This window comes from Janthinobacterium violaceinigrum, assembly GCF_009208555.1.
Taxonomy (GTDB): domain Bacteria; phylum Pseudomonadota; class Gammaproteobacteria; order Burkholderiales; family Burkholderiaceae_D; genus Janthinobacterium; species Janthinobacterium violaceinigrum.
In genome coordinates this window covers 1-23,622 of the sequence record NZ_WFLI01000024.1, presented here as the reverse complement: position 1 = coordinate 23,622, position 23,622 = coordinate 1, and the positions used below count along the sequence as shown (strand labels likewise).

General features: G+C 62.9%; 15 protein-coding genes. 5 read left to right on the top strand and 10 right to left on the bottom strand.

The genetic code is table 11. From position 1 onward, the window contains the following. Nucleotides 1-418: 418 nt before the first annotated feature. Nucleotides 419-1,195: a 5'-methylthioadenosine/adenosylhomocysteine nucleosidase gene (locus tag GCN75_RS19095; RefSeq protein WP_152283842.1), complete on the top strand. Its 777-nt coding sequence runs from the start codon at nucleotides 419-421 to the stop codon at nucleotides 1,193-1,195. Between the two features lie 77 nt (nucleotides 1,196-1,272). Here the strand turns inward: GCN75_RS19095 and putA are convergent, their stop codons facing one another. Further along, nucleotides 1,273-4,926 (bottom strand): trifunctional transcriptional regulator/proline dehydrogenase/L-glutamate gamma-semialdehyde dehydrogenase, encoded by a 3,654-nt coding sequence (gene putA / locus GCN75_RS19090; RefSeq protein ID WP_152283841.1) that lies wholly within the window; start codon nucleotides 4,924-4,926, stop codon nucleotides 1,273-1,275. A 207-nt stretch (nucleotides 4,927-5,133) separates the two neighbouring features. Between putA and GCN75_RS19085 the strand changes: the two genes are divergently transcribed. Then, entirely contained in the window at nucleotides 5,134-5,589 is a 456-nt protein-coding gene (locus GCN75_RS19085) for an Lrp/AsnC ligand binding domain-containing protein (protein WP_010393827.1), read from the top strand. A 202-nt stretch (nucleotides 5,590-5,791) separates the two neighbouring features. Further along, complete coding sequence (locus GCN75_RS19080) at nucleotides 5,792-7,351, top strand: methyl-accepting chemotaxis protein (protein ID WP_152283840.1); 1,560 nt, start codon at nucleotides 5,792-5,794, stop codon at nucleotides 7,349-7,351. Nucleotides 7,352-7,413: 62 nt separating this feature from the next. On the opposite strand, the gene GCN75_RS19075 is transcribed toward GCN75_RS19080, so the two are convergent. After that, a complete protein-coding gene (locus GCN75_RS19075) occupies nucleotides 7,414-8,394 on the bottom strand; it encodes a LysR family transcriptional regulator (protein ID WP_152283839.1) in 981 nt (326 codons plus the stop codon). A gap of 192 nt (nucleotides 8,395-8,586) precedes the next feature. Between GCN75_RS19075 and GCN75_RS19070 the strand changes: the two genes are divergently transcribed. Next, the gene (locus GCN75_RS19070; protein WP_101483346.1) at nucleotides 8,587-8,892 is read left to right on the top strand and encodes a hypothetical protein; all 306 of its coding nucleotides are present in this window, start codon (nucleotides 8,587-8,589) and stop codon (nucleotides 8,890-8,892) included. Nucleotides 8,893-8,958: 66 nt separating this feature from the next. Here GCN75_RS19070 and GCN75_RS19065 read toward each other — a convergent pair whose 3' ends face one another. The 5 genes from GCN75_RS19065 to GCN75_RS19045 form a co-directional block, all read right to left on the bottom strand. Further along, nucleotides 8,959-9,555 (bottom strand): chalcone isomerase family protein, encoded by a 597-nt coding sequence (locus tag GCN75_RS19065; protein WP_152283838.1) that lies wholly within the window; start codon nucleotides 9,553-9,555, stop codon nucleotides 8,959-8,961. 113 nt (nucleotides 9,556-9,668) lie between these two features. Next, nucleotides 9,669-9,935, bottom strand: coding sequence for a YfhL family 4Fe-4S dicluster ferredoxin (locus tag GCN75_RS19060; protein WP_152257799.1), 267 nt, complete (start codon nucleotides 9,933-9,935; stop codon nucleotides 9,669-9,671). 14 nt (nucleotides 9,936-9,949) lie between these two features. Further along, nucleotides 9,950-10,447: a pantetheine-phosphate adenylyltransferase gene (coaD, locus tag GCN75_RS19055; RefSeq protein WP_034752633.1), complete on the bottom strand. Its 498-nt coding sequence runs from the start codon at nucleotides 10,445-10,447 to the stop codon at nucleotides 9,950-9,952. A 112-nt stretch (nucleotides 10,448-10,559) separates the two neighbouring features. Next, nucleotides 10,560-11,219, bottom strand: a complete 660-nt coding sequence (gene rsmD / locus GCN75_RS19050) for a 16S rRNA (guanine(966)-N(2))-methyltransferase RsmD (RefSeq protein ID WP_152283837.1) — start codon at nucleotides 11,217-11,219, stop codon at nucleotides 10,560-10,562. Nucleotides 11,220-11,310: 91 nt separating this feature from the next. After that, the gene (locus GCN75_RS19045) at nucleotides 11,311-12,216 is read right to left on the bottom strand and encodes a DUF6279 family lipoprotein (RefSeq protein ID WP_193317564.1); all 906 of its coding nucleotides are present in this window, start codon (nucleotides 12,214-12,216) and stop codon (nucleotides 11,311-11,313) included. 27 nt (nucleotides 12,217-12,243) lie between these two features. On the opposite strand from GCN75_RS19045, the gene glmU reads away from it, so the two are divergent. Then, entirely contained in the window at nucleotides 12,244-13,620 is a 1,377-nt protein-coding gene (glmU, locus tag GCN75_RS19040) for a bifunctional UDP-N-acetylglucosamine diphosphorylase/glucosamine-1-phosphate N-acetyltransferase GlmU (protein WP_152283836.1), read from the top strand. A 430-nt stretch (nucleotides 13,621-14,050) separates the two neighbouring features. Here glmU and GCN75_RS19035 read toward each other — a convergent pair whose 3' ends face one another. The 3 genes from GCN75_RS19035 to GCN75_RS19025 form a co-directional block, all read right to left on the bottom strand. Further along, nucleotides 14,051-15,721 (bottom strand): ShlB/FhaC/HecB family hemolysin secretion/activation protein, encoded by a 1,671-nt coding sequence (locus GCN75_RS19035; protein WP_226941464.1) that lies wholly within the window; start codon nucleotides 15,719-15,721, stop codon nucleotides 14,051-14,053. A gap of 34 nt (nucleotides 15,722-15,755) precedes the next feature. Beyond that, a complete protein-coding gene (locus tag GCN75_RS19030; protein ID WP_152283834.1) occupies nucleotides 15,756-21,473 on the bottom strand; it encodes a YDG domain-containing protein in 5,718 nt (1,905 codons plus the stop codon). Nucleotides 21,474-21,814: 341 nt separating this feature from the next. Further along, nucleotides 21,815-23,622: sensor histidine kinase (locus GCN75_RS19025; protein WP_152283833.1), on the bottom strand; the 1,808-nt coding region annotated here is incomplete at its 5' end.

Sequence of the window (23,622 nt, the reverse complement as noted above, 5' to 3'; positions counted from 1 at the left end):
CGCTCGTGGTCGCTCAAGGTCGGTTGCCGGACAACGATAGCGATAGGCAAAGCACGTCAAACATGCCACGACAGCAAGAAAATCCGTGATTTTTGCTTGCTGCTGTGGATAAGTGCCTGCATATCCACAGGATGAGATGTGGGAAAAGTCGATCTTTGTCCACAAGCCGATTTTTATCCCAAACAAGTCCTCCGTAGATACAATGCTTGTGCGCCTACTTTTTTGTGCGCCAAGTCGATGATTTTTATACGGTATACCGACTTATCCACAAAAGAATGGCCGTTTACTATCACTACTATTTTTATGTATATATCTTTATTTAAAACACAGAGACCAACGCGAACGGTGGAAAAGTCGCCGAAACGGCTGTTTTCACCGTATACACCGTCTGGCAATCCCCAAAACCTGTAAAAACAGCATGAATTCACCCAAAAAAATGCGTTTAGGCATCATCAGTGCCTTGCACGAAGAACAGCAGGGGCTCGTAGAAGCCATGCAAGGCCCCCAGAGGCGTTCGCACGGCATGCGCGACTACACCCTGGGAACCCTGTGGAATATCGACGCTGTGTGCGTCCTGTCGCGTCTGGGCAAGGTTGCTGCTGCCATGACAGCTTCTATCCTTGTGGAAAAGTACGGAGTTACCCACATCGTCTTCACCGGCGTGGCCGGCAGTGGGGATAAACGCGTGAAAGTCGGCGATATCGTGGTGGCCGAAGCGCTGCTGCAGCACGATATGGATGCGCGCCCCCTGTTTCCCCGCTTCGAAGTACCGCTGACGGGCTTGCAGCGCTTTGCCACGGATCTGGAACTGAGCACGCAACTGGCTGCCGCCGCCGCCGATTTCCTGCGCGACGATGTTTCCAGCGTGCTCAAGGTGGCCGATATCGCGGAATTCGGCTTGCAGCACGCGCAAGTGCACCGGGGCCTGATCGCCAGCGGCGACCAGTTCATCGGCAGCGCCGCGCATGTGAACCAGCTGAAAGAAGATATTCCCGACCTGCTGGCCGTCGAGATGGAAGGCGCGGCCGTGGCGCAAGTGTGTTTTGAACTGGGCGTGCCGTTTACCGTCATGCGCACCATTTCCGACAACGCCAACGAAGAGGCGGCCATCGACTTCATGCGTTTCGTGCAGACCGTCGCCTCGCCGTACGCGTTTACCGTCATTCAGCAACTGTGTCAGCGCCTGGCCGGCTGATTTTTTATTCCAGCGTGCATAAAAAAAGGGCAGAACCACTGGTTCTGCCCTTTTTACATGCAACAGCTGCTTATATTTTAGACGCTGAGCATCATCAGGCTGGCATTCCCGCCCGCTGCCGTCGTATTCACGCACAGCGCCCGCTCAGCGACCAGGCGCCACAGGGGGATGGCTCCCTCTTGCGTGGTGGCGATGGTGCCCACCAGGGCCCCTTCCCGGGCCGCCAGCAGCGGCTTGAGCTGGCCATCGAGACTCGGTTCGATCATGGCGATCTGGAAATCATGCTTGATGGATTCCAGGCTGCTGATGACCTGGATGCGGTCCTTCAGCGCCGCCGGCAAGTCGCCGGGAATCACATCCGCCGATTGCGCCAGCACCAGGGCCTGGTTACCGGTGGCCAATACGGCGGCCAGCTGGTTCATCAGCGTGCCCGCAGTCGCCGCCGCGCACAGAATCGTGCCGCGCGCGGCAAAGCTCAGGGTATTGCGCTCGCCCGTCGGGCCTGGCAAGATGGTGGTGCTGCCCAGCAAGGTCGTGCGTGCATAGTCCTGTGCCAGCTGCTCGACCTTGTCGTGGCCATGCATCTTCGCCCACACGGTCAGCGCATCGAGTGCCGGCGCCGCCTGGCGCTGGTGCTGCGCGCCGGCCGGCGCATTGCGCTGCAGGCGTTTCAGGTACAGGGGACCGCCCGCCTTGGGACCGGTGCCGGATTTGCCTTCGCCGCCGAACGGCTGCACGCCGACGACGGCGCCCACGATGTTGCGGTTCACATAGATATTGCCCACGTGCGCGCGCTTGGTGATGAAATCGATGGTTTCATCGATGCGCGTATGGATGCCCAGGGTCAAGCCGTAACCGCTGTCGTTGATCGATTGCACCAGTTGCGGCAGTTCGGCCCGCTTGTAGCGGATCACGTGCAGCACGGGGCCGAAGACTTCCTGCGTCAATTGCGCCAGCGACTTGATTTCCAGCACGGTCGGAGCGACAAACGTGCCTTTGACGGTGGGCAAATCGAGCGAATAGTGGTCGATGGCCATGGTTTTCATCTTGTTGATGTGCGCCAGCAGATTGCCTTGCGCTTCCGCATCGATGACGGGACCGATATCCGTGGCCAGGCGGTCAGGATTGCCAACGCGCAATTCCTGCATGGCGCCCTTGAGCATGTGGATGGTCTTGTCGGCGATTTCCGTTTGCAGGAACAGCACGCGCAAGGCCGAGCAGCGCTGGCCGGCGCTGTCGAAGGCCGACGACATCACGTCCTGCACCACTTGTTCCGGCAAGGCGGACGAATCGACGATCAGCGCATTCTGGCCGCCCGTTTCGGCGATCAGGGGAATGTCGATGCCTTCGGCCACGGCGCGCGCAGCCAGGTTGCGGTTGATCAATTGCGCCACTTCCGTCGAGCCCGTGAAAATCACGCCCTTGACGCGCGCGTCATTGCACAGGCCGGCGCCCACGACTTCGCCGCTGCCGGGCAGGAACTGCAGCGCGCCGCGCGGCACGCCCGCTTCATGCAGCAATTGCACGGCGCGGTGGGCGATCAGCGGCGTTTGCTCGGCCGGCTTGGCCAGCACCACGTTGCCTGCCGCCAGGGCGGCGGCCAGCTGGCCCGTAAAGATGGCCAATGGGAAATTCCACGGGCTGATGCAGGTGACGGGGCCGAGCGCCAGGGTGTTCGGCGCGTGTTGCACCTGCGCCGCGTAGTAGCGCAGGAAGTCGACGGCTTCGCGGATTTCCGCGATCGCGTTCGGCAGGGACTTGCCCGCTTCGCGTACGGCCAGGGCCATCAGCTCGATATGGTGTTCTTCGAACAGGTCGGCCGCGCGCAATAACGCTTGTGCGCGGATCGACGGTTCCGTCGTCTGCCAGTCCATGGCGTAGGCGCTGGCGCTGGCCAGGGCCGTTTCCACGTCGGCCGGACCGGCTTCCATGACCTTGCCCACGACATCGTCGTGCTGGGCCGGATTGTGCAGCATGTGCGTGGGGCCATTCAGGCTGACGGCACCATCGATCAGCGGCGCTGCCTGCCATGCCTGCTGCTGCGCCAGGCCCGCGGCCAGGGTGCGCAAGGTGTCTTCATTCGACAGGTCCAGGCCGGCCGAGTTCTTGCGTTCGCTGCCAAACATGTCCAGCGGCAGCGGAATCGACGGGTGCGGCAAGCCGCCCTGCAGGCGCGCTTGCTCCAGGGGATCGCGGATCAGGCTATCGATGGCCACGCTTTCGTCGACGATCTGGTTGACGAACGAGGAGTTGGCGCCGTTTTCCAGCAGGCGGCGCACCAGGTAGGCCAGCAGCGTTTCATGCGAGCCGACGGGCGCGTAGATGCGGCACGGCTTGTCCAGGTTGTCGGGGCCGACGACCTGGTCGTACAGGGTCTCGCCCATGCCGTGCAGGCACTGGAATTCGTAGTCGGTGATGCCGTCGCGTTTCGCCCACGTATAGATGGTCGACAGGGTTTGCGCGTTGTGCGTGGCAAACTGTGGATAGATCAGGCTGCTGGCGTCGAGCAGTTTTTGCGCGCACACGAGGTAGGAAACGTCCGTGTAGACCTTGCGCGTGTAGACGGGATAGCCTTCCTGGCCATCGACTTGCGCGCGTTTGACTTCCGCATCCCAATACGCGCCCTTGACCAGGCGCACCATGAACTTGCGGCCGCTGCGGCGCGCCAGGTCGATCAGGAAATCGATGGCGAACGGGCAGCGCTTCTGGTACGCCTGCACCACGTAGCCGATGCCGTCGAAGCCGGCCAAATCGGTATCAAAGGCAAGTGCTTCCATCAGGTCCAGCGACAGTTCCAGGCGGTCCGTCTCTTCCGCATCGATGTTGAAGCCGATGTTGTACTGTTTTGCCAGCAACAGCAGTGCCTTGATTTTCGGCAGCAATTCTTCCATGACACGGGCGCGCTGGGCGCGGCTGTAGCGCGCGTGCAGGGCCGACAGTTTCACGGAAATGCCGGGGCCGTTGCGGATGCCGCGGCCGTTCGACGCCTTGCCGATGGCATGGATCGCCGTTTCGTACGAAGCGTAGTAGTTGGCCGCATCCTGCTGCGTCAGGGCCGCCTCGCCCAGCATGTCGTACGAATAGCGGTAGCCGCGCGTTTCATTGTCGCGGCTGTTTTTCAACGCTTCTTCGATGGTCTGGCCCGTCACGAACTGGTTGCCCAGCATGCGCATGGCCAGGTCGACGCCCTTGCGGATCAGCGGTTCGCCGCCCTTGGCGATGAGCTTGGTCATGGCCGAGCCGAGGCCCGATTCGCTGCTGGTACTGACCAGTTTGCCCGTGATCAGCAAGCCCCAGGTGGCGGCATTGACGAACAGCGACGGCGATTCGCCCAGATGCTTGCGCCAGTCGCCCTTGCTGATTTTGTCGGCAATTAAACGGTCGGCCGTTTGACTGTCGGGTATACGCAACAGCGCTTCAGCCAGACACATCAATGCAACACCCTCTTCCGACGACAGCGAGAACTCGTGCATCAATGCATCGACGCCGGACGCGCGCGTGCGTTTTTGGCGCACGTTCGAGACCAGGCGGTGCGCCAGGGCTTGTCCCTCGGCCGTCGTTTCGGTGCTGCTGGCGCGCACTTGCTGCAACAGCCACTGCACGGCGGAAACCTCATCGCGCCTATAGGCGGCCGTGACGGCGGCGCGTTGTGGTGTCGCTTCGGGCAGGATTTCTGCCTGGAGCGCAGCGAAAGGAATCGGGGTAAAAGCCGAAGGGCCAGCAGGGTGCATAAGTACTCTTTACAAGGAAAAAGGGGACGAAAACTGACGTAATTCTTGCTCTTTTTTGGTGCAAAAAAATACAGAAAGTCGGACGTTAAGATGATTCGATTGTAAAGGGGATTCTTATGGATTAATTCTGGTAATACAGGGGACTAGCAATAGATAGTTTTTGATGCGACAATTTAACCAAATAATATTAATTTGGGGGTGATAGGAATGCTGGACAAGATCAGTAAGAAAATCTTGATGGAATTGCAGAGCGATGGACGCATCAGCAATGTGGAGCTGGCCGCGCGCGTAAATCTGTCGCCGGCCGCCTGCCTGGAGCGCGTGCGCAAGTTGCACGAATCCGGCTACATCATGGGCTATACGGCCCAGTTGAACCCGCAGCTGCTCGACGTGTCGCTGCTGGTGTTCATCGAAGTCGTGCTCGATCGCACGACACCGGAAGTGTTCGATGCCTTCAAGCATAGCGTACAAATCATTCCAGAGGTACTGGAATGTCATATGGTGGCGGGCGGCTTCGATTATCTGGTCAAGGCGCGCGTCAAGGACATGGCCGCCTACCGCGAATTCCTGGGCAAGACCCTGTTGCAGAAAGGTGTGCGGGAAACCCACACTTATGCCGTCATGGAAGAGGTCAAAAACACGACCAAATTGCCGATTAAGTGACCCTGGTGTAGCCGCCCCACTTTTCTGATTGAGCTATCGGAACAAATGTTGTAGGGTAGAACTACAATTCTGCTATCCGGTAGCCGCCTGAAACGCCGCGCAGACGGGACGTTCAGGGTGCAAAGTGGGCAATCGTGCCCACCCGCATACGGTTACGGCACGTCCCTGCGGGGGCGTGACGGGTTCGCGCAGCGGGGGACAAATGAAGCAGTTGCAGCATCAGCTGGTGCGTTTCTTTGTATTCACGATCCTGGCCATGGCCGTGGCCTGTTGCCTGGCCTATCTGCTGCTGCTGTCGGGCGGCGACCATCCCTACCTGATCGCCTGCGTGGCTGCCGCCATCGGCGCCGCGCTGCTGGCGTTTGCCGGCCGCCCGCGCGGCGAGCCCGGCTTGCACCAGTTCGCCGACACGGTGGGCAATGCCATCGATGCCATCATGATCGGCGCGGCGGAAACCTCGTATTTTGTCGATTCCGTCAAACAGAAGGTGGAACTTGACGTGCGCACGGCCAGCGACATTGCCGACAGTTCCGCACAAAATGCCGCGATGACGGAAAAGATTGCCGCCAATGCGGAACGGGCCGCCAAGGTGGCCGCCGGCGTGCGCGTGGAAAGCGTGGCGGCGCGCGCCGAAGTGGATCAGGGCCTGCGCCGCATCAACCACGCCCGCGAGGAAGCGCAAGGCGCCTCCAGCACCATGCTGAGCCTGCAGGACAAATCCAAGCGCATCACCGGTTTCACGGAGGCCATTTCCGATATTTCCGCGCGCACCAACTTGCTGGCGCTGAACGCCGCCATCGAGGCGGCGCGCGCCGGCGAACATGGGCGCGGCTTTGCCGTGGTGGCGGGGGAAGTGCGGCAATTGGCGCAGCGCACCAAGGAAGCCTCCGATGAAATCAGCGTGATGGTGCGCGAAATCAATGAACAGTCGGAAAAAGCGGCGCGCGGCATGAGTTCGCTCGCGGCCGGCGTGACGGAAGCGGCGCGCAATGTGGAAAGCGTGCATGCCTCGCTCAGCCATATCGAGGAATCGTCGGGCGTGTCGGAAGACGAGATCGGGCAAATCGCCCGCGCCTCGCGCGAACACGTCGACACGACGCAAGTCATTGCCGACGCCATCCTGCAAATCCGCGACAGCATGTTGTCGACGAACAGCGAATTGCCGCGCGCCACGCAGTCGGCCATGGCCCTGGCCGAGCGGGCCGAAGTGATTGCCAGCGCCCTGGGCGAGTCGAGCGTGGCCACGCCGCACGACGAGATCCGCGAGGCGGCCCAGCGCGCCGCGCGTGAAGTGGGGAAACTGTTCGAACAAGCCATCGCGTCCGGCCGCATCACGCGCGAAGCCCTGTTCGACCGCCACTACCGGCCCATCCCGAACACCAATCCGCCCAAGCACAACACGAAATTCGACGCGTTTACGGACAAGGTGCTGCCGGACCTGCAGGAAGGCGTGCTGGCCGCCCTGCCCCACCTGGCGTATGCGGGCGCCGTCGACAACAATGGCTATTTTCCAACGCACAACAAGAAATTTTCCCAGCCGCTGACGGGCGATTACGCCACCGATATCGTCAATAACCGCACCAAGCGCATTTTCAGCGACCGCACGGGCGCGCGCTGCGGCAGCAACACCAAGCCCTTCCTGTTGCAGACGTATAAACGCGACACGGGCGAAGTCATGCACGATTTGTCCGTGCCCATCCATGTCGACGGCAAGCACTGGGGCGGTTTCCGGGTCGGATATCGCTCCAGCAGCCATGCATAAAAAAAACGCCTGATGAGACATCAGGCGTTTTTTTTGAGCCGGCTAGAGTTACTCGATGTGGCTTACTCGATATGCGGCTTCGGCGCCACGCCGCCGCCCGCCGCCGTGGCCGTGCGCAAGGTGGGCGTGTTCATGCTTTCCAGGTGATTGCGCAGCCATTTGTGGGCGGGGCTGCGCGCATCGCGCTCGTGCCACAGCATGTCCAGGTGGACGGCCGGCAGGGTCAGCGGCAAGTCCTTGTACAGCAAGGATTCCGTCATGCCCGTCGAGGCGATCAGATGGCGCGGCAAGACGGTGATCAGGTCGGAATTGGCCACCACGCGACCGGCCGTGAAGAATTGGTTGACCGTCAACAAGATGCGCCGTTCGCGGTGGATCTGCGACAGCGCCTCGTCGATCAAGCCATGGGCGCGGCCGGAAAAGCTCACCAACAGATGATTCGCCGCGCAATAGTTATCCAAGGTCAACTCCTTGTTGGCCAGCGGATGGCCGCGCCGCATCACGCACACATACTTGCCGGAATACAGGCGCTCGTGGCGGATGGGCGAACCCGTTTCGCTGGACAATTGCGCCGCCACGCCGGGAAAGAAGCCCACGGCCAGGTCGATATCGCCGCGCAGCAGCATGGGCCGCGGTTCGCGCGTGGTCAGCGGCATCATGCGCACGTTGACGCCGGGCGCTTCCCGTTCGATCGAGCGCATCAGCGAAGGCAGCCAGAACGCGGCAGTCGCATCGGCCATGGCCATGCGGAACGTGGCATGCGTTTTCGATACGTCGAAGGTTTCCGGCGTGACGGCCGCTTCCAGGCTGGCCAGGGCCGAGCGCACGGATGGCCACAGCGCCTCGGCACGGGGCGTGGGTTTCACGCCATATGCCGTGCGGATCAGCAATTCGTCACCGAGGCTTTCGCGCAGGCGTTTGATGGCGTTCGATACCGCCGGCTGCGTCATCGCCAGGTGGCCGGCTGCGCGCGTCAGGTTTTGTTCCGTCATGACGGCGTCGAAAACGCGCAGCAAGTTCAGATCCAGCGTCAGAAAACTCATGGAAAGCCCAAGATAAAAGTTGAATTGATTACTTAAGAGTGTAAACCGCGCCGGGCACGAATATTTTCACTCGTAAAAAAATATTACAGTTTTCCATTCACGATTCATATAATTGGTATCAAGAAATGGAATTAGATTTATATGTTGCACTGCACTATAGTACTGGCAAATTCTATAATGCACTGGAACAGTATGTCTACCTTCGCCTCCGCCCTATACGCAGTATCCGCACCCGTGCTGGAGATTTCCCTGCTCAACGCCCTGCAACTCGTGCTGGTGATCGTGGCCGTGGGCGCATTCGCCCTGCTGTTCAAGCCTTTGCTGGTGGGCATCGCCCGCGCCATGGTGCTGGTGGTGCGCCCCAAGCTGAGCCGCGAAGAGCGCCTGGCGCGCCAGCAGATGCGCGAAGCGCAAGCCTTGAAGCGTACCCTGGGCAAGATGGATGGCGTGTCGCCGAGCAATGCGGCCGAATTGCGCGCCCTGTCGACGCGCGCCTGAGCGATCAACTGTTGCAAAACACCAAGCCGGCCTGCGCCGGCTTTTTTTACGTCTGCCGCCAGCCGATTACGCCATGTCGCCCAGCAAATGTGCGCGCAGCAAGGTGTCGGCCGGATGGGCGCCGATCCAGATTTTCAGCAGCGCATTATAAAAAGCCAGGTCCGGCACCGTGTCGCCCACCTGTTTGCCGTTTAGCCTGCACAAGGTTCCCTCTTCCGGCAGCCAGTCCACGGTGAGAATGTCGCCCTTTTTCAGGCCCGGCACCATTTCGAACATGGCGCCGAACTGCATCGTCTGGCTCAGCAGGCGCGTGCGGTCGGCCTGGTCGGAACTGCGCTTCAAGCCCTGCATGAAAGCTTGTCCCAGCTCGTCGGAGGTGACGTCGCGCAGCATGACGATCTCGAGGCGGCGGGGGCCGGGCAGCGCCAGGATGTCGGCCAGCTGGGTTTTCTTTTCCGGCAGGTACAGCGCGATCGTGTAGACCTTGAAGATGACCTTGTAGCGCACGCCGGCGCCGTTGAGTTTCAATTCGCGGCTGGCCAGCTGCACCGTATCGTCCAGCTTGACGCCGCCCACGTCGACGGCCATGGCGGGCTGCGCCAGGGCGCCGCATACGCAGGCGGCCGCCAGCGAACGGATCAAACGGGATGTGCTTATTTGCATCTTCTACCTCCGTGGATAACCATGTGCTGCGGAACAGCGAGCACACAGTGTAGAACAGTTGGCAGAAGCTGGCGCCACGCAGACGTGGCCCGGAAGTGGCGTGGGAGAAACGCTTAGACTTTGGAAGCGGGCAGTTCCGCCTGCAGGCGTTCGTACTTGGCCATCAATTGCTCCGGGCTTTCGCGCCAGGCGGGATTGAAGGGGATGCAGCTGACGGGGCACACTTGCTGGCATTGCGGCTCGTCAAAGTGGCCCACGCATTCGGTGCACTTGTTGGGATCGATTTCGTAGATTTCCGCGCCCATGTAGATTGCGTCATTCGGGCACTCGGGCTCGCAAATGTCGCAATTGATGCATTCGTCGGTGATCAGTAATGCCATGATTTCACTCTTACTTATTGCGATGAGGCAGCGTTGGCGGCAATCTTGTTTTGCAGCCAGCGGTTCACCGAGGGGAAGACAAACTTGGAGACGTCGCCGCCCAGCGCCGCGATTTCGCGCACGATGGTGCCCGAAATGAACTGGTACTGGTCGGACGGCGTCAGGAACATGGTTTCGACATCGGGCAGCAGGTAGCGGTTCATGCCCGCCATCTGGAATTCGTATTCGAAATCGGAGACGGCGCGCAAGCCGCGCACGATGACCCGCGCTTCGTGCTTGCGCACGAAATCCTTGAGCAGGCCGGAAAAGCTTTCCACTTGCACATTCGGATAGTGGCCCAGCACTTCGTTGGCGATTTCCAGGCGTTCGTCGAGCGAGAAAAACGGTTGCTTGTTCTTGCTGTCGGCCACACCGACGATCAGCTTGTCAAACAGACCCGATGCGCGGCGCACCAAATCTTCATGACCGCGCGTGAGCGGATCGAATGTTCCTGGATAAACGGCTACAACCATTGCGGCTCCCTGATGATGCACCAATATAGACGCGCATTATGCCTGAAATTGGTGACCACCTTGGTGCGACGCCTCGGGTCAGGGAGCCTTTTTGCCTCATTTATAGGCAGATTCAGGCAGTTGCCGGCACTTTGTTGTAAGTTAGCAAATGATAATAAACGGTGCCCGCTTTGTCGGCGCGGATGACTTCCCACGGCGCCATCCACTCGGGTTTTTCCAGGGCGCTGGCTTCGTCGAAGACCAGCGGCAAGCCCGATTCCGCGTACACCATGCCGCCTTCCTTGAGCAGGTTGGCGCACAGCGGCAAGGCTTTCGCCAGGAAATCCTGCTGGTACGGCGGGTCGAGGAAGATCAGGTCGAAACGCTGGCCCCGCGATGCCAGGCCTTGTGCCGTCAGCAACGCGTCGCCGCGCAGCAGTTGCACGTTGTCGGCGCGCAATTTTGCCTTGTTCTCTTCCAGCTGGCGGATCACGGGCGTATGCGTGTCGACCATGGTGACGGACGCCGCGCCGCGGCTGGCCGCCTCGAAGCCCAGTGCGCCGCTGCCGGCAAACAGGTCCAGCACCTGGGCATTGGCCCAGTCGCCGTCGCGCAAGTGGTTGATCCAGTTGAACACGGTTTCGCGCACGCGGTCCGGCGTGGGACGCAAGCCCAGTGCCTGCAAAACAGGCAGCACGGAGCGCTTCCACTGGCCGCCGATGATGCGCACCTGGTTCGGTGGCGGCGCGTGGTGGACGGGGACTTTGGCGGGTTTTTTAATCTTTTTTTGCATGGGGATTTCTTCGATTCGATGGCGGCCACTATAGCATATGGCCCCCTCGCCCAGCGCCAGACCCCCGGCTGGCGCTGCTGTTCACGTGCGCCTATTTGGGCGCGCTGGCGAGCGAATTGAAATCGTCGATCCAGCCCTGCATGCGCTTGATGGCGTGGGCTTTTTGCGCGGGCGTGGCGATCTTGATCACCGTCAAGACCATTTGCGCCGTGCTCGCTTCATAGCTGTCAAAAAAGGCCTTGCGCTCGGAATGCTCGAGGCGCTCGAAACTGTCCTTGATCAGGGTGTTGATCAAGGTCACGCTGGCTTCCTTGCCGAGTTTTTCCTGGTGGATTTTCTTGACCAGGTTCAACACGTTCTGCTGGCGCCGCATGCGTTCGTCGAGCCAGATCTCATTGTTCAGCGGACGCGCGTCGGACGCCTTGCGTATGATGGCTTCCTGCTCGCTGCTGAAGCTGCCGAACCACAGTTCGAATTGTTCCATGGCTTTCTTGTAGCGCAGCTTCTGGCGCTTGTCCTGGTCGCCGCTCAGGTATTTCTTGCTGTAATCGTCATTGTTCGACTTGAACTTCTTTTCCATCTGCGCGATCTGCTCGGGCTTGAGCGAGCGGGCCAGGTCGGCCAGCTCGGGTGCCGCCTTCAGCAGCAGCGCCTCGGTGCGCTGCTTGATCTCGCCGTAGTCAGCCATCAGGTCCGCTTGCGTGATATTGCCCTGCAGCTGCTTCTGGCCCGTGCGCAGGATTTCCACGTAATCCTTCAATTGCGTCTTGCGGTGCCAGTCAAACAGCTTGTCGATGTCTTCGCGCACCCAGCCCTTCTGGTCGCGGTCCAGGTCGACGTACGCGTTCAGCCACCAGTACAGCACGGTATCGCCGTTGTTGTAGGCCAGGCGCAAGCCGCTGCAGCCGGCCATGACGACCAGCAGGAGGGCCAGCACGGCATAAGTAAACCGGCTAAAGGGCGTGGAAGACGGGGCCTGCGTGTTAAACTTTTTCATATTCTTAACTTATAAAAATTACGGTCTATGAACGTTGTCATTCTCGCCGCCGGTATGGGGAAACGCATGCAGTCGGCCCTGCCCAAAGTACTGCACCCGCTGGCTGGCAAGCCGCTGCTGTCGCATGTGATCGATACGGCGCGCACCCTGGCGCCGTCCCGATTATGCGTGATTTACGGGCATGGGGGCGCAGCGGTGCTGAAGTTGCTCGACGGCTACAAGGTGAACCATGCCGTGCAGATCGACGCTGCCGAGCAGGCGCAGCAGCTGGGAACGGGCCATGCCGTGCAGCAATCGCTGTCCTTGCTGGATGACTCCGTGCCGACCCTGATCCTGTACGGCGACGTGCCGCTGACCAGCGCCGCCTCCCTGCAGCAGCTGGTGCAGGCGGCCGGCAAGGACAAGCTGGCCATCCTGACCGTGGAACAGGACGATCCTTTCGGCCTGGGCCGCATCGTGCGCGACAACGGCGCCATCGTGCGCATCGTCGAGGAAAAGGATGCCACGCCGGAAGAGCGCACCATCAAGGAGATCAACAGCGGCATCATGGTCGCGCCCACCGTGCAGCTGAAGCAATGGCTGTCGGCCTTGTCGAATGACAATGCCCAAGGGGAATATTATCTGACCGATATCGTCGCCCAGGCCGTGGCCGATGGCGTGGCCGTCACCTCGGCCCACCCGGCTGCCGTGTGGGAAGTGGCGGGCGTCAACAGCAAGGTGCAACTGGCGCAATTGGAACGCATCCACCAGAACAATATCGCGCAAGCGCTGCTGGAACGGGGCGTGACCCTGCTCGATCCGGCCCGCATCGATGTGCGTGGGGAACTGATCTGCGGCCGCGATGTCACCATCGACGTGGGCTGCGTGTTCGAAGGCCGGGTGGAACTGGGCGATGGCGTGCGCGTGGGCGCCCACAACGTCATCATCAACGCCACGCTGGCGGCTGGCGCGCACATCAAGCCCTTCTGTCATATCGAGGATGCCGTCGTCGGCGCCGCTTCCATCATCGGCCCGTACGCGCGCCTGCGCCCGGGCACCGTGCTGGCGGAAGACGTGCATATCGGCAACTTCGTCGAAGTGAAAAACAGCCAGGTCGCCGCGCACAGCAAGGCCAACCACCTGGCCTACATCGGCGACGCCACCATCGGCTCGAAGGTCAACATCGGCGCCGGCACGATCACCTGCAACTACGATGGCGTGAATAAATTCCGCACGGTCATCGAAGACGATGCTTTCATCGGCAGCGACAGCCAGCTGATCGCGCCCGTCACCGTCGGCAAGGGCGCCACCCTGGGCGCCGGCACGACCTTGTCGAAAGACGCGCCGGCAGGCAAGCTGACCGTGTCGCGTGCGCGCCAGGTGACCATCGAGGGCTGGACGCGTCCCGTCAAAATCAAGAAGTAAGCGCGACTTCCATCCTTGCGCTCAGGCAGGCCACGTGGCCTGCCTTTTTTTATGTGGATAACTCTGTGGGCAAGCCACTGCACAAGTGGCGGATAAGCCTGTGCGCAAGCCTGCGCATAAGCTGTTGGTAAATGTGTCAATGTCGCCTGTCATGCACCTGTCCATCCATTTCCTGCGGATCTCAAGCCGCTGCGATGGCCGCAATGGCGTTTACCCGCGTATTGTGGATAAGTCTGTGCGTAAGCCTGCGGATAAGCGCTGGATAGCGTGGGTACAAGTGGGGATAACTATGTTTTTGCCGTGAGCATCCCTGCTCATGCTGTGGGTAAGCCTGTGGAAAAGCGCTGCATAGCTAGTGGAAAGCTGGTGGATAAGTCTTGCGCTGTATCAAATGACAGCCGGAAACCGGCTTCCGGCTGTCATTGCCGCATCAGAAGCGGCGATTGAGTTCCACCCACAGGCGGGCGGAACTGCGCGAGGCCAGCAGGACGGGCGTGCTGCCGATGGGCTTGGCGACGTATGCGCGCGCATTCCATTGCTGCCCGCCAGCCCAGTTCACGCCCAGCCCGGCGCCGTGCAGGCGCGCGCTGTTCGGGCCTGGCGTCCAGCGCTGCTGGTTCACCGTCACGCGCGCGCTGTCGACGAAGGCCACGGCTTGCCACTGTCCCGCGTCGCTGGCGCTGAGCTCATGCCGCCATTCCGCGCTGCCAAAATAGCCGAGGTCGCCAGCGGCCGCGCCCACGTCATAGGCGCGCACCGTGTACGGGCCCCCCACGCTCATCTTTTCGGATGAATCGAGGTTGCTGTCCGCCCACTGCCCCGCGAAGGCCAGGTACACGGCGTTGCGCTGGTCCAGGTTTTGCAGGCGCGACAGGTTGACATTCCATTTCGCGTAATTGCCATGGCTGCGTGCGCTGAAGGCGTCGTTCAGGCGTGCCAGCGGGTCGCTGATGTCGAGCTTGCCAGCCGTCGCGGCCACGCTCCAGCTGGTGATGGCGCCGGCCAGGGAGGCATCGCGCACGTCGCCACCGAGGGTGGCGCTCAAGTTATCCAGGCGGCGGTCGCTGCGCATGGCGCTGGCGTCGATGCGGTCGCGCAAGTGCACCTGGTCGTATTGCAGCTGGATCGACATATTGGCCTCGCGGCTGCGCAGCAGCGGATGGCGCAGCCAGCCACTGGCGACCTGGGCCGTACCATGTGCATGCAGCGGCTGCATGGCGCCTTCCAGGCGGTAGCGCAGGGCGGACAGGGCCACCCCGGCGCGCGTGCCGGCGCCGTTCAGCAGCAGGTCATAGCCGAGACGCGCATACGACATGCCCTTGCCCGAACTGAGCACGCTGGCGCTGGCCACGTCGCCCTGGTGCAGCGGGTTGTACAGGTACACGGTGGCACCAAGGCGGGCGCGTCCCGTGTAGCGGTTGCCATTGTTGTCGAGGAAGGCAGCGCCCGCCACGCGCGGACCGGACCAGGCATGGACCAGCAGGTCGGAGCCGCCCACCTCGGCGCCGGGCTTGAGCGTGGCCGTGATGGCGACATTCGGCACGTCGGACAACAGCAGCAAGCTGCGGTCGAGTTCTGCCTGGCTGATGGTCTGGCCCGTTTGCAGCGGTGCCAGGGTGGCGTGCAGCAAGGCATCGCTGACATCGCTGCGGTTGTCGATGCCCACCTGGCCGTAGCGCGCTTCGAGTACCTCGATGCGCACGGCGCCCTGGCGGATGGTCTGGGCGGGTACGATGGCGCGCGCCAGCGGATAGCCGTTGAGCCGGTAATAGCTGGTGATGCGGGCAGCCAGTTCTCCCAGCTGCTCCAGCGACACCGTCGTGCCTTGGGCGTCGGCGACGAGCGCCTGCAAGGTGGCCGTATCGAACGCGCTGTTGCCGGCGATCTCGATGCGCGTGACGGAAAATGGCGCGCTGGCAGGCAGCGGCGCGCCCTCTTTCTGCTCGATGCGCAGCGCCGGCGCACCGGGGGAAGTATTGGCGGGCGTGGCCGGTTGCAACTGGCGCAGGATGGTGCCCGCGTCGGGCACGACCGGGGTGGTCTGGGCAGCCGCCAGCGGCGCAAAGGCCAGCAGCAGCAGGGACAGCAATGGTTGTTGCATCAGGTGTCGCGGAATCGATGAATGAGTCATAGTGTTATTGATTTACGTTGAGCATGTTGGCGGGCAGCTTGACGCCGCCCAGGACGACTTGCAGGGCCGGGCCGCGGCTGCCGATCTGCATGGTGGTGTTTGGCATGGCATTGCCGGCGGCACCCGTGTCGGCTGGCGCATCCGTCTGCGTGACGGTGATGGTGGGCGCGGCGGACAGCGTGCCGGGACGCGTGTCGGCTACACTGCCCAGCACTTGCGCCTGCAGTTGCACCACGGCAGCCTGGGCCGGCGGCGGCAGGCTGGCCGACTTCAAGGTCAGGGCGCCGGCATTGCCCTCGGCTTGCACGAAGGCATAGTCGTTTGAAGCCAGGCCGCTACCCGTGATGGCGTAGTTGCCGGCCGGACTGCTGGCCGTGGCCGGACTGGTCCAGGCCAGGGTGCCGCTGGTGGCGTCCGCCAGGGTGTCGCTGCCCAGCAGGCCGCTGACCTTGCCGCTTAACCCTTCTGGCGTGCGGCCACCCGTCAGGCTGGTGGCCGTGGCCGTCAACAGCAAGCTGGCCTTGGCGATATCGGCCTTCACGTTGCCGGGCTGCACGAGCTGATAGTTGGCCGCGTCTGTACCCTGCAAGGCGTAGCCATCGACGATAACGGTTTTGCCTGTTCCGGCGTGCTTGTCGGCAAAGCGGGCGGTGCCGCCCGCCACGCGCAGTTCATCGCCGGCCAGCGCCAGCACGGTGGCCGTGCCCGTCAGGGTGGCGGCCGTGGTGGCGTCATAGATTTTGTTTGCCGCCCCCACGCCGCTGACGGTGACGCTGGCCTTGCCGATATCGGCCGTGACCTTGCCCGGTTGCACCAGCACATAGTTGGCCGCATCGGCGCCTTGCAAGGCAAAGCCGTCGAGGGTGACGGTCTTGGCGCTGCCGGCGTTCTTGTCGGCAAAGGATGCGCTGCCGCCGGCCACGCTCAACTGGTCATCGCCCAGTGCCAGCACGCTGGCCTTGCCCGTCAGGGTGGCGCCGGTGGTGGCGTCATAGATTTTGTTTGCCGCGCCCACGCCGCTGACGGTGACGCTGGCCTTGGCGATGTCGGCCGTAACCTTGTTCGGTTGCACCAGTACATAGTTGGCCGCATCGGCGCCTTGCAAGGCAAAGCCGTCGAGGGTGACGGTCTTGGCGCTGCCGGCGTTCTTGTCGGCAAAAGATGCGCTGCCGCCGGCCACGCTCAACTGGTCATCGCCCAGCGCCAGTACGCTGGCCGTGCCCGTCAGGGTGGCGCCGGTGGTGGCGTCATACACTTTGCTTGCCGCACCCACGCCGGTCACAGTGACGCTGGCCTTGGCGATGTCGGCCGTAACCTTGCCCGGTTGCACCAGCACATAGTTGGCTGCATCGGCGCCTTGCAGGCGGTAGCCATCAACGATGACGGTCTTGCCCTGGCCTGCGTTCTTGTCGGCAAAGCGGGCGACGCCGCCGGCCACGCTCAGCTGGTCGCCGCCCAGCGCTTGCACGGTGGCCTTGCCCGTCAAGGTGGCGCCGGTCGTCGCGTCATACACCTTGCTTGCGGCGCCCACGCCGGCGACGGTGACGCTGGCCTTGCTGATATCGGCCGTCACGTGACCCGGTTGCACGAGGACATAGTTGGCCGCATCGGCGCCCTGCAAGACAAAGCCGCCGAGGGTGACGGTTTTGGCGCTGCCCGCGTTCTTGTCAGCAAAATGCGCATTGCCGCCCGTCAGGCTGAGCTGGTCGTTGCCCAGCGCCTGCACCTTGGCCGTGCCCGTCAGGGTGGCGCTGTTCGTGGCGTCATACACTTTATTGGCCACGCCCGCATCCTGCACAGTCAGCGTGGCCTGGGTGATGGTGGCACGGTGCTGGCCACCTTCCAGCGTGTAATTGTCCGCCAGGCCACCCTGGCCGTCCGCCAGCGTCAGGCTACCGTTGTTGACGTGCTTGTTTGCGCCGACGTTCTTGTTATCGAGGCTGCCATTCCCGGACAGGGACAGACTTTCGCCGTTGACCAGCCCGTGCATGGTCAACTGGCCGGCAGCCATGCTGGTGCTGGCGTCATAGGTGCGCGTGCCATCGAGCGTGATAACGGCGCGCTGGATCGTCAGCGGCCCGGCCATCATCTTGATGTCATAACCTTGCTGGCCGGAGTACGCGTAATTGTCCAGGGCGTTATAGCTGCCGGCATCGCGCATGGCGCCATACAGGCCATTGCTGCTGTAGAGTATTTTCCCGGATTCGGCGGCGCCGGCCAGCGAATAGCGGGCATTGACCAAGCCGCCGGAGTAGCTCTTGCCATCGTAGGTCTTGCTGATGGCGTCGGCGTTGATGGTCAGGGCCGTCAGGAAGCTGCGCAGCAGCGGCGTGGTCTGGCCTGCATAGATACGCCAGACGGCATGGCTGCCACCGCTGGTCGCCATGTCCCAGCCTTCGAAGCTTGATGGCGAGCGCAGCTCTGCGTCGCTCAAGCCCCGCACATTGGTCAAGGTGCCCTCGTTTTCGCCGACGCCCGGTGCCGTTGGCGAATTCTTCCAAAAGCTGTTGCTGATCACGCCCGCATTGCTGCCGACCAGCGCGCCCGTGCTGGCATTGCCTTGCACCTCGCCCGTGGCGTAGCTGTTGCTGACGCTATCGGTGGCGCGGGAACTAAAACCGAGCAAGCCGCCCACATCGCGGTCGCCGCTGACCTTGCCGCTGGCGTAGCTGTCGGCGATGGTGCCGCTCTTGTTGTAGCCGACCAGTCCGCCAGCATTGTCTTCGACCGCCGTGATATTGCCGCTGGCATAGCTGCCGCTGACCTGGGCGATGGCGCCGTCATAGCCGCGGTTGTCGCCCACCAGGCCGCCGACATTGCGCAAGCCGCTGGCGTCGCCCGTGGCATAGCTGCCAGTGACGCTGCCGCTGTTGCTGCCAGCCAGGCCGCCTACGCGGTCCGCGACGCCGCTGACCTTGCCGCTGGCGTGGCTGGCGCTGATGGTGCCGCCGTAGTTTTCACCCACCAGGCCGCCGACATTGTTGTCGCCGCTGACCGTGGTGCTTGCATGGCTGTTGCTGACCAGGCCTGCGTTCGAGCCGACCAACGCGCCGACGGCGAAATTACCCTTCACGCTGCCGTCCAGCAGGCCGATATTGCTGATGAGCGAGCCTGGGTTCGTGTAGCCGATCAGACCCACGTAATCGTACGTCGGCCGGTCGATGGTCAGGCCGCTGACGGTGTAGCCGCGGCCGTCCAGGCTGCCCGTGAAGGGGTGCGCCTCGGTGCCGACGGGCACGAAGCCGGCAGCTGTCCAGACATCCTTGCCGCCTGCCGTACCGGCCGCGTTGATGTTACTGCCCAGCACATATGCCGCATCCGGCGCCATGGCCATCAATTGCAGCTGGTGGGCATTCTGGATGGTGGTCGCATATTCGGATGCCAGCATCGGATACGTGGCGCCGGCCGCGCCGCCCGCATTGTTCAAGCCGCCGTCCACGCTGACCAGCACCCAGTTGTTGCCTGGCGCGCCAGGCGTGGTGGTGAAATTGAATCCCGTAAAACTGCTGGCCGTGCGCATTTGCGCATCCGTCAAGCCAGTGCCGCCATCCGAGCTGGCCTGGCCAGTGCCGCTGATGGACCAGAAACTGTTGCTGACCTTGTTGGAATAGGCATTACTGCCAATCAGGCCGCCGACGCCGTTGCCGCCACTGGTGAGGACCAGGCGGCCCGTGGCGAAGCTGGTGTCGACACTGCCCCAGTTGATGCCAATCAGGCCGCCAATATAAGTCTGGCCCGCCACGCTGCCCGTGGCATAGCTGTTGGTGATGCTGCCGTTGTTGCTGCCGACCAGGCCACCTGTCTGGGCCTGGCTCCTGACGGTGCCGGTGGCGTAGCTATTGTCGATGCTGCCATTGTTGCGCGCCACCAGACCGCCGCTGACGGAGTAGCTGTCGACGTCGAGCGCAGCATAGCTGTTGCGGATGGTGCCCGCGTTTGTGCCGACCAGGCCGCCGGCTACATACGTGGCCCAGATACTGCCGCCATTCAAGCCCACATTCTGGATCAGGGCATCCTTGGTGGTGATGGAAAACAGGCCGCTGCCCTGGTTGCGCGAGGCTCGCATGCTGAGTTGATTGATCGAGTGGCCGAGTCCATCGAACACGCCGCTAAAACCCGTGTCGCCGCCGAGTGGCGCGAAACCAACGCTCCAGCCGGCCTGCCAGCCGGCTGCGGCGGAGGCGTCGATATTTGCGCCCAGCACATATTTGCCATCCAGCTTGCCATTAATGCCTTGCAAGTCAGTGCCAGTGACGCTGCCGGCTGCTCCCAGGGCGGTAATCACCGTGTAGTTGGCGCGCACGCCATCCGCACCCAGTTTGGCGCTGAAGTTTTGTCCGGCGGGCAAGTTCACCTGCGCCCCGCTGCCCAGCTGATACACGGCCGTGTTGCCCGCGGCAGCAGCACCCTGGCCGTACTCCAGCGCCAGGCTGGCCGTGCCGGAACCGTTCAGGTTGGCGTTGATATTGATGTTGCGCTGCGCGTTCAGGGTCAGCTGGTTGGCGGACCAGCTGACCTGGTCGTTGACATGCACGTCGCCCGCCGTGCCGTGGCTGCCTTGCGTGCTCTGGATGACCACATTGCCGTTGCGCAGATTGTTCGTCAGGACGGCGCCGCTGATGTCGCCGCCGCTGGCGGCGATGGTGAAGTCGACGGGGTCGATCAGCCAGGTGCCGGCGCGGCCCGACGGTGCTGCCGTGCTGATGCGGGCGTCGTTGCCGATCTTCACGTGGGCAGCGCTCGTTTCGATGAAGCCGCCATTGCCGCCTGCGGGGGCGCTGGCATCCAGGGTGCCGGCCACGTGGGTGGTGCCGGCGGCCATGCCGCCGAGCAGGATGATGCTGCCGTCGCGCTGTTCCACGCCGCGCGCCTCGATGACGCCCGTGTTGTTGACGACGCTGGCCAGCAGCGTATCGCGGGCGCCGGCGCTCATCAGCACCTGGCCCCCATCGGCGCGGATCAGGCCGCCGTTCTCGGCCAGGTTGTTCAGGGTGCTTTGGTCGATCTGCAACTGCAGCAGGCGCGCACCGTCAAAGCTCAGGGTGGCGGCGCTGCCGGCGCCCAGGGCGACCGTGCCCAGGCGGGCCGCAATGCTGCCCTGGTTGCTCACTTGCCGGCCCAGCAGGGCGATATAGCCGCCGTCGGCCGCGCGCAGCGTGCCTTCATTGACGACCCGGCCAGTGCCATTGCCACTAAACGCATGCTTGGCGCCGCCCAGGCTGGCGTTGTCGACGTCGAGCGTCGAGGCCACCAGGCCGCCCACATTGACTTGCGCGCCGTGGCCGAACAGCACGCCGTTCGGATTGATCAGGTACACCTGGCCATTCGCGTTGACCTTGCCGAGGATCTGCGTGCCGTTGCTGTCGAAGATGCGGTTGACGGCCAGCGCGCTGGCCGAGGGCTGGACGAAGTTGACGGTTTCATGGGCGCCCACGTTAAAACTGTTCCAGTTCAGCGCCGCCTGTTGGCTGTCCTGCCGGATGGTGGTGGTGCCGCCCTGCTGGCTGATGCTGGCCGTGCCAGCCACCACCTGTCCGCCCGTGGGCGCGGCCAGCGCCGGTCCTCCCAGCGCCAGTGCCGTCATGGCGGCCGCCGCCGCGGCCAGTTTGCGGCGGCTGCCCTTGCCGCGCCCGCGCGAGGTTTCCGCGACGGCGACCCAGGCGTTCAAGACGTGGCTCCAGACGAGGCGGTAGATATGGTTCAACGATCCGTGACGGTGCATGCTATGTCCTTGTTGAGATGAATGGGGGATACGCCCGTGCGCCGGCGGGCTTGGCCGGGCTGGCGCAAACGGGCAATGGGAAAGAGCGGGTCAGGTACGCGGGGCGAACAAGGAGGGGGCGGTGCGGTAGCTGGCGAATTGATTGCGGTGCATGTTTTCCTGTGCTGTGCGTGGACGGCGTCCGTTTGCGGCTCTGTTTATTGCTTTTTTAAATACAATCGTTATAAAAAGCTACAAAGATTTCTGAACGGAAAGATATCAGAACAGGGAAATTTAAAATTGAGCAAACCTGAGCGATTCCCGACTGATTTAGTCGGGAATGCGCAGGTGCATGCGGTGGATCAGACGGGCAGGCGCAGGGCGAAACTGATGGTGCCGTTGTTGCCGGCGCTGGCCAGTATCACCTGGCCGCCGTGCAATTCGGCGATGCGCTGTACCAGGTACAGGCCCAGCCCGGCGCCGGGTTTGTGCTGGGCGATGCGGCCGCGGAAGTATTTCTGGAACAGGCGGGGGATTTCATCGGCGGGCAGCGCTTCACCCTCGTTGCTGACGGTAATCTGCACGCGGCCGTCATCGAGCATGCCCGCCTGCACGCGGATGGCCAGGGCTTGCGGCGCGTGCCGGTCGGCATTGCTGAGCAGGTTGCGCAGGGCCACGCGCAGCAGGCTGGCATCCACCACGACGCTGTCTGGCAGCGCCTGCACGCTCGCTTCGATGCGGCCGGGCGCCCATTCGGCCAGCACGGCCGCCAGCAGGGCGCGCAAGTCGCATGGCAGGGGGCGGAAGGTTGCCGCGCTCGTTTCCATGCGGTCGGCGCTCAGGTATTCATCCACCAGCGCCGTCATGCGGCCGCTGGCTTCGCGCAGGTTCTGGCAGCGCTGCAGGGTTTTCTCGCGCGGCGCTTCCGTATTGCGGGCAATTTGCTGGGCCGTGGTATTGATGATGGCCAAGGGCGTGTGGAATTCATGCGACACCATGGCAACGAAATCCTGCTGCTCTTCGCGGGTGCGGGTTTCCACTTCCAGGGCGGCGCGCAATTCGCCTTCCAGCGCGGCGCGCCGGCCGATTTCCTGCCGCAGCGCCGCGGTGCGCAGCGCCACCTGCTCTTCCAGGCGTTCATTCAGGGCGCGCACGGCGCTGACGGCTTCCGCTTGCGCCCGGTCCTTGGCGCGACGCAATTCGGCATAGCGGCGGTTGAGGCGCAGACTCATCAGCATCATGTGCACAAAGGCACCCAGGGTGGCCGCATGGTTGGTCCAGAAGTTGGGCGGCACGATGGCCATATTGCGCAGGAAACTGACCACCACGCCCGCATAAAAGATGCCGAAGATAAACAGGAAGGCGCGCGCCGGCCGATGCCCGCGCAGCGCCAGCCAGCTGGCCAGGGTGATGAACAGCACGATCAATGGCAAGGCCGTCATCTGCACGACGAGCACGCCAGCCGCATAGTCGCCGTGCAGCACCAGCAGCGCGCCGCACAGCGCGGCGGCGGCCGTCAAGCCCACCACCACGCGGCTGAAGCGCGGATACAGGGCGGGCAGTTCCAGTTGCAAAGTGGAAAAACGCGCACCGACGGCGATGGACATCGCCATCGACACGCCCAGCATGGGATCGGACAGCCAGTTCGGCATGGCGAAAATCTGCTGGGGAATGGCGATCGTCAGCGCTTCCGTCGTGGCATTCGTCAGCACGTACAGCAGATACCAGCCGCTGTGGGCTTCGCGCGTCATGCGCCAGAAAAAGATATGGAACAGGATCAGCAGCAAATAGCTGCCGAACTGCAAGCCGTAATACAGGTATTCGCGGCGCGACACATCGTCGAAGGTTTCGCTGGGCAACAAGGTCAGCTCGGTGGACATGGCTTTCTTGCTGTGCAGGCGCACCAGCCAGCGCTGCGGCGTGTCCGCCTGCAGGCGCAGCGGAAACACCACCTGGCGCGCGTCGATGGGCCAGTTGCCGCGCGCCACATCGGCGCCCGCCTCCTGCAAGACCCAGTGGCCCGCCGCGTCCCAGCGGTACAGCCGCACGTCGTCGAGCACGGCGTTGCTGAAACGCAGCACCCACTCATCGGGAGCGGCGGCCGCGCGCGCCACTTCCAGGCGCAGCCAGACGGCGTCCCGCGTGTAGCCGGCGCTGACGGCGCCGGGCA

What these genes read in the sequence shown, in the direction of transcription:
- GCN75_RS19095 (WP_152283842.1), top strand. Translation starts at nt 419, where the DNA reads ATGAATTCACCCAAAAAAATGCGTTTAGGCATCATCAGTGCCTTGCAC.
- putA (WP_152283841.1), bottom strand. Translation starts at nt 4,926, where the DNA reads ATGCACCCTGCTGGCCCTTCGGCTTTTACCCCGATTCCTTTCGCTGCG.
- GCN75_RS19085 (WP_010393827.1), top strand. Translation starts at nt 5,134, where the DNA reads ATGCTGGACAAGATCAGTAAGAAAATCTTGATGGAATTGCAGAGCGAT.
- GCN75_RS19080 (WP_152283840.1), top strand. Translation starts at nt 5,792, where the DNA reads ATGAAGCAGTTGCAGCATCAGCTGGTGCGTTTCTTTGTATTCACGATC.
- GCN75_RS19075 (WP_152283839.1), bottom strand. Translation starts at nt 8,394, where the DNA reads ATGAGTTTTCTGACGCTGGATCTGAACTTGCTGCGCGTTTTCGACGCC.
- GCN75_RS19070 (WP_101483346.1), top strand. Translation starts at nt 8,587, where the DNA reads ATGTCTACCTTCGCCTCCGCCCTATACGCAGTATCCGCACCCGTGCTG.
- GCN75_RS19065 (WP_152283838.1), bottom strand. Translation starts at nt 9,555, where the DNA reads ATGCAAATAAGCACATCCCGTTTGATCCGTTCGCTGGCGGCCGCCTGC.
- GCN75_RS19060 (WP_152257799.1), bottom strand. Translation starts at nt 9,935, where the DNA reads ATGGCATTACTGATCACCGACGAATGCATCAATTGCGACATTTGCGAG.
- coaD (WP_034752633.1), bottom strand. Translation starts at nt 10,447, where the DNA reads ATGGTTGTAGCCGTTTATCCAGGAACATTCGATCCGCTCACGCGCGGT.
- rsmD (WP_152283837.1), bottom strand. Translation starts at nt 11,219, where the DNA reads ATGCAAAAAAAGATTAAAAAACCCGCCAAAGTCCCCGTCCACCACGCG.
- GCN75_RS19045 (WP_193317564.1), bottom strand. Translation starts at nt 12,216, where the DNA reads ATGAAAAAGTTTAACACGCAGGCCCCGTCTTCCACGCCCTTTAGCCGG.
- glmU (WP_152283836.1), top strand. Translation starts at nt 12,244, where the DNA reads ATGAACGTTGTCATTCTCGCCGCCGGTATGGGGAAACGCATGCAGTCG.
- GCN75_RS19035 (WP_226941464.1), bottom strand. Translation starts at nt 15,721, where the DNA reads ATGCAACAACCATTGCTGTCCCTGCTGCTGCTGGCCTTTGCGCCGCTG.
- GCN75_RS19030 (WP_152283834.1), bottom strand. Translation starts at nt 21,473, where the DNA reads ATGCACCGTCACGGATCGTTGAACCATATCTACCGCCTCGTCTGGAGC.